The 13,311-nt window shown below is 70.9% G+C and carries 11 protein-coding genes; 6 read left to right on the top strand and 5 right to left on the bottom strand.

Features of this window, described 5'->3' with window-relative positions; translation table 11 throughout:
* Positions 1–48 precede the first annotated feature (48 nt).
* Together pepN and ACFY1E_RS03055 are read left to right on the top strand one after the other, a co-directional pair.
* Positions 49–2,625, top strand: coding sequence for an aminopeptidase N (pepN, locus tag ACFY1E_RS03050; protein ID WP_389070685.1), 2,577 nt, complete (start codon positions 49–51; stop codon positions 2,623–2,625).
* A 213-nt stretch (positions 2,626–2,838) separates the two neighbouring features.
* Positions 2,839–3,885 (top strand): hypothetical protein, encoded by a 1,047-nt coding sequence (locus ACFY1E_RS03055; RefSeq protein WP_389070687.1) that lies wholly within the window; start codon positions 2,839–2,841, stop codon positions 3,883–3,885.
* A 70-nt stretch (positions 3,886–3,955) separates the two neighbouring features.
* Here ACFY1E_RS03055 and ACFY1E_RS03060 read toward each other — a convergent pair whose 3' ends face one another.
* A complete protein-coding gene (locus ACFY1E_RS03060) occupies positions 3,956–4,885 on the bottom strand; it encodes a LysR family transcriptional regulator (protein WP_389070689.1) in 930 nt (309 codons plus the stop codon).
* A 189-nt stretch (positions 4,886–5,074) separates the two neighbouring features.
* Between ACFY1E_RS03060 and ACFY1E_RS03065 the strand changes: the two genes are divergently transcribed.
* Positions 5,075–6,421, top strand: coding sequence for an acyltransferase (locus tag ACFY1E_RS03065; RefSeq protein WP_389070691.1), 1,347 nt, complete (start codon positions 5,075–5,077; stop codon positions 6,419–6,421).
* A gap of 11 nt (positions 6,422–6,432) precedes the next feature.
* A complete protein-coding gene (locus tag ACFY1E_RS03070) occupies positions 6,433–7,206 on the top strand; it encodes a hypothetical protein (RefSeq protein ID WP_389070693.1) in 774 nt (257 codons plus the stop codon).
* Between the two features lie 27 nt (positions 7,207–7,233).
* Here ACFY1E_RS03070 and ACFY1E_RS03075 read toward each other — a convergent pair whose 3' ends face one another.
* Positions 7,234–7,575, bottom strand: coding sequence for an ArsR/SmtB family transcription factor (locus ACFY1E_RS03075; protein ID WP_389070696.1), 342 nt, complete (start codon positions 7,573–7,575; stop codon positions 7,234–7,236).
* A 65-nt stretch (positions 7,576–7,640) separates the two neighbouring features.
* Between ACFY1E_RS03075 and ACFY1E_RS03080 the strand changes: the two genes are divergently transcribed.
* Positions 7,641–8,855, top strand: coding sequence for an MFS transporter (locus tag ACFY1E_RS03080; protein ID WP_389070699.1), 1,215 nt, complete (start codon positions 7,641–7,643; stop codon positions 8,853–8,855).
* Between the two features lie 247 nt (positions 8,856–9,102).
* On the opposite strand, the gene ACFY1E_RS03085 is transcribed toward ACFY1E_RS03080, so the two are convergent.
* Positions 9,103–10,287: a glycosyltransferase gene (locus tag ACFY1E_RS03085; RefSeq protein WP_389071605.1), complete on the bottom strand. Its 1,185-nt coding sequence runs from the start codon at positions 10,285–10,287 to the stop codon at positions 9,103–9,105.
* 72 nt (positions 10,288–10,359) lie between these two features.
* Positions 10,360–10,602, bottom strand: coding sequence for a hypothetical protein (locus ACFY1E_RS03090; RefSeq protein WP_389070701.1), 243 nt, complete (start codon positions 10,600–10,602; stop codon positions 10,360–10,362).
* Between the two features lie 46 nt (positions 10,603–10,648).
* Between ACFY1E_RS03090 and ACFY1E_RS03095 the strand changes: the two genes are divergently transcribed.
* Positions 10,649–12,067, top strand: coding sequence for a PLP-dependent aminotransferase family protein (locus ACFY1E_RS03095; protein ID WP_389070704.1), 1,419 nt, complete (start codon positions 10,649–10,651; stop codon positions 12,065–12,067).
* On the opposite strand, the gene ACFY1E_RS03100 is transcribed toward ACFY1E_RS03095, so the two are convergent.
* Positions 12,055–13,212, bottom strand: a complete 1,158-nt coding sequence (locus ACFY1E_RS03100; RefSeq protein WP_389070706.1) for a serine hydrolase domain-containing protein — start codon at positions 13,210–13,212, stop codon at positions 12,055–12,057. The genes ACFY1E_RS03095 and ACFY1E_RS03100 overlap by 13 nt on opposite strands.
* Positions 13,213–13,311: the final 99 nt, after the last annotated feature.

The following is a 13,311-nucleotide window of genomic DNA, read 5'->3' on the forward strand; positions in this document are numbered from 1 at the left end:
GGATCAGCCCTGTCCACATACCGAACACCAGCCGAGGGAGCGCTGCCCGTGCCCGGTGAGAATCTGACCCGCGACGAGGCCCGGGAGCGGGCCGCCCTGCTGTCCGTCGACGGGTACGAGGTGTCCCTCGACCTGCGTACGGCGGTGGGGGAAGAGGGCGGGGAGGGTCCGCGCACCTTCCGGTCCGTCACCACGATCCGCTTCCGCAGCAACGAGCCCGGCGCCGCCACCTTCGCCGACCTGATCGCGCCGAGTGTGACCTCCGTCTCACTCAACGGGAGAGACCTCGACCCCGGTGAGGTCTTCGACGGCTCCCGGATCCTCCTGGAGGACCTCGCCGCCGAGAACGAGCTCGTCGTCGACGCACAGTGCGCCTACTCCCGCACCGGAGAGGGCCTGCACCGCTTCGTCGACCCGGAGGACGGCGAGGTGTACCTGTACACCCAGTACGAGCCGGCCGACTCCCGCCGGGTCTTCGCCAACTTCGAGCAGCCGGACCTCAAGGCCCCCTTCCGCTTCGAGGTACGGGCGCCGGAGGGCTGGACGGTGTGGAGCAACGGGGTCGGCGAGCGGACGGACGGGGTGTGGAGGTTCGCGGAGACCAAGCCGATCTCCACCTACATCACGTGCGTGGTGGCGGGGCCGTACCACTACGTCACGGACTCCTACGAGCGGACCTTCGAGGACGGTACGCGCCTTGAGATCCCCCTCGGCGCCCTGTGCCGCAAGGGCCTGGCGCCCTACTTCGACTCGGACGACGTCTTCCTCGTCACCAAGCAGGGCCTGGACTTCTTCCACGACCACTTCGACTACCCGTACCCGTTCGGGAAGTACGACCAGGCGTTCGTCCCCGAGTACAACCTGGGCGCGATGGAGAACCCGGGTCTTGTCACCTTCCGCGAGGAGTTCATCTTCCGCGGCAAGGTGACCCGGGCCTCGTACGAGGGCCGGGCCAACGTCATCCTGCACGAGATGGCGCACATGTGGTTCGGCGACCTGGTCACCATGGTGTGGTGGGACGACCTGTGGCTGAAGGAGTCCTTCGCGGACTTCATGGGCACCTTCGCGAACGTCGGCGCGACCCGCTTCACCGACGCCTGGATCACCTTCGCCAACCGCCGCAAGGCGTGGGCGTACCGCGCGGACCAGCTGCCCTCCACCCACCCGATCACCGCCGACATCCGCGACCTCCAGGACGCCAAGCTCAACTTCGACGGCATCACGTACGCCAAGGGCGCGTCGGTGCTCAAGCAGCTGGTGGCGTACGTCGGCCAGGACGCGTTCCTGGAGGGCGCGCGCCGCTACTTCAAGCGGAACGCGTACGGGAACACGCGCCTCGGCGATCTGCTGTCGGTGCTGGAGGAGACCAGCGGCCGGGACATGGCCGCCTGGGCGCGGAAGTGGCTGCAGACGGCCGGGGTCAACTCCCTCACTCCGCAGGTGCTGCTGGATGCGGAGGGACGCGTCGACGAGCTGGCGGTGCTGCAGGAGGCCGCGGAGTCGCATCCCGAGCTGCGGCCGCACCGGGTGGCGGTGGGCCTCTACCGGCGTACGGCCGAGGGTGCGCTGGAGCGGTACGCCCGGGTCGAGGTGGACGTCGACGGTCCGCGTACGGTCGTGGCGGAGCTGGCGGGTGCCGAGGCGCCGGAGCTGGTGCTCGTCAACGACGACGACCTCACGTACTGCAAGATCCGCTTCGACGACACCTCGCTGGCCACCCTGCGCGAGCACCTCGGGGCGATCACCGATCCGCTGGCCCGCGCCCTGTGCTGGTCGGCGCTGTGGAACCTGACCCGGGACGCGCTGCTGCCCGCCGCCGACTTCGTGGACCTGGTGACGCGGTTCGCGCGCCGCGAGTCCGACATCGGCGTGCTGCAGATGCTGCACGCCTGGGCGAACTCGGCGCTGGTCCACTATGCGGCGCCGGCCTGGCGGCCGGCGGGCGAGCGGCTGCTGGCCGAGGTCGCCCTGCGGGATCTGCGGGCGGCCGAGCCGGGCAGCGAGCAGCAGCTGGCCTGGGCCCGTTTCCTCGCCACGGTGGCGGCCGGTCCGGACGAACTGGCGCTGCTGCGCGGCCTGTTGGACGGTACGGAGAAGGTCGACGGGCTCGAGGTGGACCAGGAGCTGCGCTGGGCGTTCCTGGAGCCGCTGGCCGCGCACGGGGTGGCGGACGAGACGGTGCTGGCGGCCGAGCTGGCCCGTGACGACACGGCGTCCGGCAAGCGGCACCAGGTCCGCTGTCTGGCCGCCCGGCCCTCCGAAGCGGTGAAGGCGCAGGCCTGGGCGCAGGTGGTGGAGTCGGACGCGCTGTCCAACGCCCTGGTGGAGGCGACGATCGCGGGCTTCGCGCAGCCTTCGCAGCGGGAGCTGATCGCGCCGTACGCACCGAAGTACTTCGCGGCGATCGAGCGGCTGTGGCGGGAGCGGTCGATCCAGATCGGCATGGACGTGGTCCGGGGGCTGTTCCCGTCCTACCCGACGGAGCAGGGCGCGCAGGCGACGCTGGACGCGGCGGACGCGTGGCTCGCGGCCCACGAGGACGCGGCACCGGCGCTGCGCAGGCTGGTCCTCGAGGCGCGCGACGACCTGGCGCGGGCGCTGCGGGCCCAGGCTGCGGGCGCCTAGGCCACGGGCTTTGGCCAACGGTTGATCGCCCCGTGACCGTTACGGAATCCGGTCAATAACACCCGTAACCCCTGGTCCGACCCGAACGGACCAGGGGTTTTGCCTGCCCTATCGGCACCCGAACAAGCGTCCTTTAGTGCCACCTTGTCCGTTTTTGTCGACGAGCGTGTAACAGCGGTTAGAGGGGGGTTCGAGCGCGGAAAACCCCCCGTCATGAACCACAACACCCCTCTCCCCCCGGCCTCCCCCCGCCCCCTGCGCCACCTCGCCGAGGTGCACCGCCGTGTGCTGACGACGGCTCAGCTCCGGGCGCACGGCGTCTCGTCGGCGGAGATGACCGAGCAGTGCCGCACCGGCGGCCCCTGGCAGCAGTTCCTCCCGGGTGTCTTCCTGCTCCACCCGGGCCCGCCGACCAGCGAGGAGCGGCTGCACGCGGTGCTGATGTACGCGGCGCGCGAGTCGACGCCCGGAGTGCCGGTGCAGCCGGGCGCGGAGAGCCCGCACCGGCCGGTCTACGCGGAGGCGATGATCACGGGCCTGGCGGCTCTGACACTGCACGGGTTCACGTCCGCGCCGCCGCTGCTGTCGCTGGAGAAGATCGACGTCCTGGTCCCCCGGCTGCGCCGGCTGCGCTCGGCGGGCTGTGCCCGGGTCGTCCGCACGCACACGCTGCCGACCCCCCAGCAGGTGACGGGAGTTCCGATCGCGCCGGTGCCGCGTGCCCTGGCCGACGCGGTGTCGGAACTCGCGGACGCGGGCGCGGTACGCCGGCTGCTGACCGAGGCGGTGCGCGCCGGGCACTGCGAACCGGCCTCGGTGGTACGGGCGTTGAACCAGGCGAAGCTGCTCAGCCGCCCGCACGTGGTGGACGCGGTGGACTCCCTGCTGGCCGAGGGCCGCGCCATCGCGGAGGACCGGCTGTACCGGATGGTCCGCGACTACGGCCTGCCCGACCCCGTCTGGAACGTGGACCTCCGCCTGCCGGGCGGCCCCCACCTCGGCGGCCTCGACGCGTACTGGCCGGAGCAGGCGGTGGCCGTGGAGCTGGACACCCGGGCTCCGCGCCAGGACGAGGACGCCCTGTGGTCCGAATACGCCCGCAAGCGGGAGCACTTGGAGCGCCTGGGCATCACGGTCGTCCACATCACGCCCAAGAAGCTCCGGGACTCGATGGAGCAACAGGCGGCGGTCGTCCGCACGGCACTGATGGCGTCCAGCGACCGGGAGCCCGCCGCGTATGTCGTGGTGCTGCCGCGGTAGTGCCGGACCGGGGCGGGACCAGGAGGGGAGAGGAGGGGCCGCCGGTGCCGGTGGCCCCTCCTCGTATGGGTCAGGAGGCCAGCGGCTGTGCTTGTTCGGGCTCGGGTACGAGGTCGTACGGGTCGTCGCAGGTCCCCTCGTCCAGGTAGGGGAGGCAGCGCAGGGCGTCGCGGGCCGCGAGGTGCGCCGCCTCGATGACTCCCGCCTTGGTGCCGGGCGCGACCACCAGCGACACGGGGACCGGGTCGACCGGCGGGAAGCACTCCGCCGGGGCCTTGCGCAGGCCCCACAGTTCGTCCGCGTTGGCGGGCAGACAGGTGTTACCGAGCCCGGCACGGATCGCGGCCCGCACGCCGGGCAGGTCCGGGCCCTCGTAGACGCTCCGCCAGGGGATCCGGCCGAGGGTGACGGAGTTGAGGACGTGGACCCGGAGGTTGCAGGGCTCGGCGCACAGGACCAGGGGGAGCGGGGCGCCCGCGTCCACCAAGTGGCGGCCGAACCAGGCGAGTTGTATGCGGCCCAGGAACCGGTCCCGGCTGCCGCGGGGCGATGCGGAGATCAGGGCGAGGTCGAGTTCACCGTCCGCGACCCGCGCGGTGAGCGGTGCGCTCAGGCCCGTACGCAGGGCGATCCGGGCCTCGGGAAGTAATCGGGTCAGGCCCGACAGCAACTCGGGCATGGCGGGCTCGAACTGCTGGGAGACACCGACCGACAGCACCACTTCGCGGCGCGGCACGGCGCTGACCCGGGCGACCGCCTCGTCGTTGAGGGCGACCATCCGCCGGGCATATCCGGCAAGTTCCTCGGCCTGCGGACTGAGCCTGAGCCGACGCCCGGTACTGGTGAAGACGGGGCCGTCGAGAAGGGATTCGAGGCGTCGTATGTGCTGACTCACGGCGGGTTGTGTGAGAGAAAGCCGCTCGGCAGCACGCCGGAAACCTCCCGTTTCCAGAATGGTAACGAGGGTACGCAGTTGACCTACATCAAGGTTTCGGAACATGACCAGGCGCCTTACCCAGGAATGTTGCCCAGATTCACTCCTTGACTATTTGTTAACGAACCCTTTCCAGTTACACCGAGTTGCCGATAAGTTTCAATTATTGAAGCAATAAACAACTCTCGTTGGTCCTCTCGACGCCTCCCACCTAGGCTTTTGGCAACCGTCCAACACGTTTTCAGGGGAACCCACGTGAACAAGTCCGCATACTTCGACGTGCACACGACGATAGAGCGGGTGAGCACGGTAAACCTTCTCGAAAAGCTGGCGGAAGCCTCCGACCCGAAGCCGTACCCCATCGTTCGGTACGCTCAGGTCCTCAAGGAACTGCGCAAACGGTCGGCCACCACCGGAAACGAGCAGCAGCAGATTGAATTCGGCCGACTGGTGGCCAATTCACTGCGGGAACTCGCAGCGGAACTCGGCCTTCCGGAAAACCATTTCTCCGTCGACACCTCGGGCGACCCGCTGCTGGTCCGGGAGGGCACGGGGCAGCACTGGATCCTCCCCACCCACTTCGAGGGCGGCGCCTACTTCAGCGCCCCGCATGCCGACCACCAGTACGCGCTGCCGGCGGCACAGATCCCCCGCATCGACATCGGCCGGTACGTGCGGTTCGGCAAGGGCAGCGGGATCAACGCCGGCGGCGACATCACCATCGGGGACGGCGCCTGGCTGTCTCCCGGAAGCCTGCTCCTGCGCCAGGACCACAGCGCGTACGGGCGCCCATCGATCGGCGCGCGCACCGTCTCCATGACGCACCAGCCCGGTGTCGTGCTGCGCGACTACGCCTGGGTGGGCCGCGACGCCATGGTGGGCTGGAACGCCGACTACCTGGGCCTGGCGAGCGTCGTCGGTACCCGGTCCTTCATCAACGGCTGGGTGGGCGACTACTCCATCGTCGGCGACCACGGGCGCATCCTGCAGTACCAGCCGTTCAAGGCCTTCCTGTTCGGCCGGTACGACCTGACGGTGGAGGAGGTCCTGCGGATCTCCGACTGGGGCCGGGTCGACGAGGACTGGCTGCGCGTCCACGGCGAGGAGCGCGACGCCCTGCTCGACGCCGGCACGGACCTGTCCGAACTCGCCGACCTGGTACGGGAGGTGACCCATCCGCGCTCGCGGGCCCTGCTCCTCAAGCCGGACTCACTGCGGCTCGTGCCCCTGCTCGCCCAGGGCCGCCTCGACATCGCCACGCACTCCCCGGACCTCACCCCCCATGTCCTGCAGTGGGCGGGCGACCACAAGGCCCTGCGTATCAGGGTGCGTTCGGACCTCACGAGCACCGAGCTGCCCTTCGAGACGGCGGGCACCTTCCACTACAACAAGCGGATCGGATACGACCTCGCGGTCTCGGAACACGCCCCGGACACCCCGGTCGTACCGCTCGCCGAGCTGGAGCGCACCCTGCTCCAGGGCGGCGTCCTGATCACCGACGTCCGCAACCTGCCGGCCGGCGGCGAGCGGCCCGACAACCTTGTCGAGACCCATGAACTGCTGCTCGGCGGACGGCAGTACAAGGCGTTCAAGAAGAAGTGAGGTGAGTGAAGATGACCAGGATCCGGAAAGTCGCCGGCACGTACGAACTCGCGGTCGGTTACGCCGAGAGCGGCCTGTCCTGGCCGGAGTACCTGGAGGGCCTCGCCGAGCACGAGGAGCGGCCGTCACCTCCCGGCACGGTCCCCTTCCTGCCCGAGGAGCACTCCCGAGCCGCCGTCTACAGCTTCGGCTACACCCACGCCGTGGTGAACGAGACAGCGGTGGAGAAGGGCAAGCTGGACTTCTACTACAAGGGAACCGGTGACCTGCTGCGCACTGACGGGGACCCGCTCTCCAGCCCGGTGCCGCTGACCGGCGGCGGGATCGAGGTCGAGTACTGCGCCGTGTACTGCGTGAACAAGGAGGGTGACCCGGTCTACCTCGGCTTCACGCTGGCCAACGACTTCTCCGACGCGGGCCTGCGGCACGCGCGCCGCAATCTGGCGAACCTGTCGAAGCTCCAGCCGACGTCCGTGGCCGCCGAGGTGGTCCTGGCCGAGTTGCCGCCGTCCAGCGAGGTCACCGCGTCGATCAGCCGCGAGGGCGCGGCCGTGTGGGAACGCCGAGGGTCGCTCGGCAGGCGGGAGATGCTCTACTCCCCACGCGTCCTGGAACGGCTGCTGCTGCGCCGGCGCGGTCTGTTCGAGGCGGGCACGATCGTGTATCTGCTGCTGGGGTCGTGCATCAGCTCGCACAAGGACGGGGTCGAGCTGCGCGAGGGTGACGTCATCACGATGCGGGACGCGTACACGGGGTTGAGCCTCGGGAACGTGTTCTTCGGCTGAGTGACGCCCGGGCGGGGGCGGCGGACGTCACTGTTCGCCGCCCCCGCCGTCTCCCGTGGACTCGGCGATGTTCTTGACGACGGCGGGCAGCAGCCCCGGGAAGCGCTCCTCGAACTCGTCGGCCCGCAGCCGGGCGCTCTGCTGCTGGCCCTGGTGGCTGCGCCAGATGAGGCCGCACTCCCTGAGGACCCGGAAGTGGTGGGAGGCGTTGGACTTGCTGATGCCCAGGTCGTTGTAGATCACCGAGCACTCGGTCTCGCCGCGCTCGGCGAGCAGCGCGACGATGCGCAGGCGCAGCGGATCGCTGAGTCCGTGCATCGCCTCGGCCAGGGTGACGTTGGCCAGTTCGGCGTGAAATCTGTCCCGCATGACGTCGACCCTACTGCCAGAGACCTCGTCTTCCAAAGGTTCAATGACTCTTGTACCGTTGGACCATGAATCCAAGGATCTACCTCTTAGCCCTTGGCACCTTCACGGTGGGCACCGAGGGATATGTGATCGCCGGAGTGCTCCCCGACGTGGCCCACGACCTCCACTCGACGGTGTCCGTGTGCGGGCAGATGGTCACGGTCTTCGCCCTGGTCTATGCGATCGCCGGGCCGCCGCTGATCGGCCAGTTCCAGCACGTCCCCCTCAAACGGCTTCTGATCTGGGCCGCGGTGGGTTTCGCCGCGGCCAATGCGCTCGCCGCCGTCGCCCCCGACATCGCGACACTGGCCGCGGCACGGGTCCTGGCGGCGCTGGGTGCGGCGCTGTTCGCAGCGCCGGCGGCGGCCGCCGCGGCGGCACTGAGCAAACCCGAGGAACTCCCGCGCGCGATCGCCGTCACGGCCGGCGGCAACGCGGTCGCCCTCACTCTCGGCGCCCCCATCGGCACGGTCGTGGGCGCGGCGCTGGGCTGGAGGGCGTCCTTCGCCTTCGTGGCCGCACTGGCGCTCGTCACCGCGCTGGCCGTGCTGGCCTGGCTCCCGGACGTGCCGGGCACGGCGGGTCCGACAGCGGGGCGCCTGAACCTGCTGCGGCGGGGGCCGATTCGCTGGGGCCTGGTGACGACCTTCGGTCTTTTCCTCGCGGCGTACACGATGTACACGTACCTGTCCCCCATTGCACACCGGGCAACCGGCCTGGGCAGTACGGGAGTTGCGGCGCTGATGGTCGTGTTCGGGGCAGGCGGCTTCACGGGCGGGCGCCTCATCGGCTCGGTGCTGAAGAAGCACGCGCTGGCGAAGGTGCTGCGGACGGTGCTGCTGCTCATCGCCGGCTTCCTTGCGGTCCTCACACTGCTGACGACCGCTCACATCCCGTCTGCTGCCCGGATCATCGCCTTCCCGCTCCTCTTCGCCTTCGGCCTGGCCTGGTGGTCGGGCGGCATCAGCCAGCAGACCCGTCTGGCGGGCCTGGCCCCCGAGCAGCGCTCCCAGGCTCTGGGCCTGCACTTCTCCGCCCAGTTCCTGGGCGTCGCGGTCGCCGGAGCCCTCGGCGGCCTGACGCTGTCCACGGCAGGCGCGGCCGGAGTCCCCGCCGTCGCGGGCGCAATCGCCCTGGCAGCACTGGTGAGCGTGCGCCAGGTCCTGCCGCCGTCTCACGGCGACGCCCCGACGACCGAGACAGCACCGGCGGGCACACGGGGGTCGACACGGGTGGAGTGACCACGGCTACGCCGAGGAGGCGACGCTGGCGCGCCCGGAGTCCGGGCCGCCGGCATCACTCGCCCAGCCGACGCAACTGCGGGCAGTCGTGCCGCTTGGGGCGGCACCCGCCCCACAGAGAGCGGTCCCGGCGACCGCCGGCAAACGGCACCCGCCCCCGGACGCGCTCACCCGGCGGCCGCTCCCGTGGCCCGGCGGCCTCCCACCGCCGAGGTCGGCCCCCGGCCGCCAGTCCTCGCCTCGCCGCTCAGTGCGGCTCCGGAAGGACCGGTCTCGCGACAGCGCCCGCGGCGACCCAGTCGAGGAGGGTGGCGTAGGACGCGATCATGCGGGTGCGGCTGAAGCGTTCGCGGCTTGCGGTGAGGGACGGGGTGAGGGCGGTGCGGGAGGCTGCCGCTTCCGTCCAGGCCCGGGCGATCGCCGCCGGGTCGGGCGGGGTGACGAAGCCGTGGCCCGCCACGATCGCCGCGCTGTCGCCGACATCGGTGGCGACCGGTACGGCGCCGCACATCATGCCCTCGACCAGGCACAGCGGTGCCGCCTCGCCCCAGGCCGAGGTCAGCGCGACGACGTCGGCACCGGCGTACACGGACTCCATGTCATGTCGGACGCCGAGCAGGTGGACGCGGTCCGTCAGGGTCTGCTGCGGTCCGAACGCGGTCTTGATGTCCGCTTCCAGTCCCGGGTTCGTCGCTGTCATGCCCGCGCCGCACATCAGCACATGCCCGTCGGGCTGCTGCTCGAGCCACTCCCGTGCCGCCCGCAGGAACAGCGGGACGTTCTTCATCGCGTCGTAGCGGGCCGCGAAGACGACCACCGGCGTCGCGGCCGGGATGTCCAAGGAGGCCCGCACCGCCAGCCGCCGGGCCGGGTCGGGCCGGAAGCGCAGCAGGTCCACGCCGTTCGGGATGACGTGCAGCAGCTCGGCCGGGATCCCCGCCGCCTCGTAAGCCGCCCGCGTCGACTCGGCGCAGCACACGCACGCCACCACCCTGCCGTCGGCGATGGCGGCCTTCAGCTCGTCGAGGGCCGCCCCCTGGTTCTCCGGGTCGGAGCGGTGCAGGCAGACCACGACGGGGCGGCGGGGCAGGCCCGCCTGGTTCAGGAGGCGCAGCGGCTGTTCCTTCAGCGAAAGGATCACATCCGCCTCCGCCGTCGCCCTCGCGGTGTCGGCCAGCTCCGGCCCCGTGAAGGTGGCCGGATCGCCGCTTGCGGGAAAGACCCGGCCCAGGGAGGTGACGCCCACGCCCGCCGCGGTCAGCGACCGGTAGCAGGCGTCGTCCTCCATCCGCTGCCGGGTGGCCTCCCGGTGCACCTCGCCATGGAGGCTCAGCACGCGATGCTGCTGGTCACCCTCCTGCAGTCCGAGTACGACATCACTGTGAACGATCCGGGCCCCGCCGGAGAAGAAACCCTCGTAGACCGAGAGCACGTGCAGTCCGCGCCTCGTGGGCATACGACCACCCGCCTTGCACAAATCGAGCCATCCCCCGTGAAGTGCGGGTTAGCCGATATGAGGCGGCATGGACGTTTCGTACGGATGAACTCGGCGTCTCGTGTCGGAGTCGGCTGAATTACCGGGTGGTCTTTCGAAGCGGGCCCGCAACCGGCGCAGCGCCAACCGCAACGCAGAAGGGTCGTCCGATACGACCGGCGCGTCCGGTGTCGCCGACAGGACGCCCGCCTTGATCTGCCAGTCCTCGAAGACTCCGCGGAACAACTGGTGGGTTTCAGGTACGTCCTTCATGCACTCGAAGCTACTGAGAAATGGCTCGCTGCTACCGTCCAATGACATGCGGGAATCACAGACCAATCCGGCGGGCGATCTCCTGCTCCACCTCGGTCAGGCCGCCGACGGGCCGCTGCACGAACGGGTGAAGCGGGCGCTGCGTTCGGCGATCAGGGAGGGCCGGATCGAGGTGGGCACCGCCCTGCCGCCCAGCCGGCAGCTCGCCGCCGACCTCGGCTGTTCGCGCTGGGCGGTGACCGAGGCGTACGGCCAGCTGGTCGCCGAGGGATACCTGGAGGCCCGGACCGGCTCCGCGACCCGGGTGCGCTGGTCGAACAGCGACAGCGACCGCACCGCGCGGCGCGCGCCGCAGCAGGCTCCGGCGGCCCGCTACGACCTGGCGCCGGGCCTGCCGGACCTGCGGGCGTTCCCGCGGCGCCGCTGGGCCGACGCGGTCCGCGCGCAGGCGACGACCGTGGCGTTCACCGAGTTCGGCTACCCGCCGCCCGGCGGCCACCCCCGGCTCAGACGGCTGCTCGCCGAGTACCTGGCCCGCTCCCGCGGCGTCTCCGCGAGCCCCGAGGACGTGACGGTGTGCACGAGCGTGACCGACGGGGTGCGCCGCTTCTGCCAGGCGCTGCGCGCCCGCGGCATCACCGCCGTGGGAGTCGAGGAGCCGGGCTGGACCCGGCTCCGCGACGTGATCCGCGCCGCGGGCCTGGACGTCGTACCCCTGCGCGCGGACGGCGCCGGTCTGCGCACCGACGAGCTCGCCGGGCACCCCGGTCTGAGGGCGGTGCTGGCGTCCCCGGCGCACCAGTTCCCGCTGGGCACCGTGCTCGCCCCGGAGCGGCGCGCGGCCCTGCTGCGCTGGGCCCGCGAGGTGGACGGCGTCGTACTGGAGGACGACTACGACGCCGAGTTCCGCTACGACCGCCGGCCGGTCGCGAGCCTCCAGGGCATGGATCCGTCCCGGGTCGTCCTGTTCAAGTCGCTCAGCAAGATCCTCTCCCCCGCGCTCGGCATCGGATGGATCGTGGCGCCCGCCCGCTGGACCGAACACCTGCACAGGACCGACCAGACGGCGACCCAGCCCCCGCCACTCGACCAGCTGGCCTTCGCCGACCTGCTGGAATCAGGCGGCTACGACCGCCATCTGCGGGGCTGCCGGGGGCGCTACCGCAACCGCCGCGACACCCTCGTCCGGGCGCTCGCCGAGCAGCTGCCGTACGCCCCGGTCTCCGGTGTCGCGGCCGGCCTCCATCTCCTCCTGCGGCTGCCCGCCGCCGTGGACCCGGCGGCCGTGGTCCGGGCGGCGGCCGCCCGCTCGCTGCGCGTGGCCGACCTCGCCGCCTACCACGCCACCGAGGACCACGCCGACCACGGCCTGGTCCTCGGGTACGGCAACCTCGCGGACGGGGCGGTCGAGGAGGCGGTCCTCCGGCTGCGCGAGGCGATCGACGCGTGCCGTCAGCGGTCCTGACCGCCGCAGAACTCCGCCTCGATCACCGCCTGGGTGTGGGCCACGTCCGTCCAGTCCCCGTTGAGGTTGAAGGACAGGGAGTGGCGGCCGTCCGCCGTCGTCACCGCCTCCGAGAGGGAGCCGAAGATGCCGCCCGCGTGGCCCCAGACGTGGACTCCGCAGCTGAGCCTGCGGTCGATGAGGCCGAGGCCGTAGCGGGCGTTCGGCAGGACGTCGGCCTTGACCGTGGTCTTCATCTCCTTCAGCTGCGCGGACGGCAGCAGCCGGCCGGTGAGCAGGGCCCTGAAGAAGCGGTTCAGGTCGGAGGTGTCGGAGATCAACTCGCCCGAACCGTACGCCAGGGACGGGTTCACGGTCGTGACGTCGTACGTCGGGCCCGTGGTGGAGTCCGCGAGTTTGGAGTAGGTACGGCTGCTGGGCTGCGGGAGGGTGACCCGGTTGCCGGGGACCGAGGTGCCGGTCAGGTGGAGCGGGTCGATGATCCGCCGGCGGACCTCCTCGGCGTACGGATGGCCGGTGACCTTCTCGACCACCATCGCGGCCAGCAGGTAGTTCGTGTTGGAGTAGCTCCAGGAGGCACCGGGCTCGAAGAGCGGCTTGTGGCGCATGGCGACCGCCAGTTCGGCCTCGGGCGTCCAGCGGTCATAGCGGTGCTCGGGGAAGCCGTCCTTGCTGAAGTACCACCGTACGAACGTCTCGTCGTTGGTGTAGTCGTAGATGCCGCTGGTGTGGTTGAGGATCTGGCGGACGGTGATCCGGCTGCCGTCGTGGCCGTGGCCGTGGACCGCGCCCGGCAGCCACTTCTCCACCGTGTCGTCCAGCGACAGCCGGCCCTCGGCCTCCAGCTGCAGCACCACCGTCGCGACGAACGTCTTCGTGATGCTTCCCGCCCGGAAGCGGTCCTCGGCCGAACGAGGCTTGCCGGTACGGATGTTGCCCACGCCGGCGGTCGTCGACCAGGTGCCGTGGGCGTCCTTCGCCGTCGCCGTGACGCCGGGAATGCCGTCCTCGACCACGGCTTCGACCGCTCTGCGGGTCGCGTCGTGAGCTCCGGCGCGGGTGGGCCCCGCCGCAAGGGCGGGGCCGGCCAGGGCGGCGGACAGCGCCACCGCGGTGGCCGCCACCAGGGTCGTACGTACGGTCATGTCTTCCCCCATCTCGCTCGCTCGTCGCCGAGCTCGGTCGGGGGAGACAGACCCGGCCGGCGGTGCGGAGGTTGACGCACCGCGAGCCGGTTGAGCCGC

This window comes from Streptomyces sp. NPDC001604, assembly GCF_042893475.1.
GTDB lineage: Bacteria > Actinomycetota > Actinomycetes > Streptomycetales > Streptomycetaceae > Streptomyces.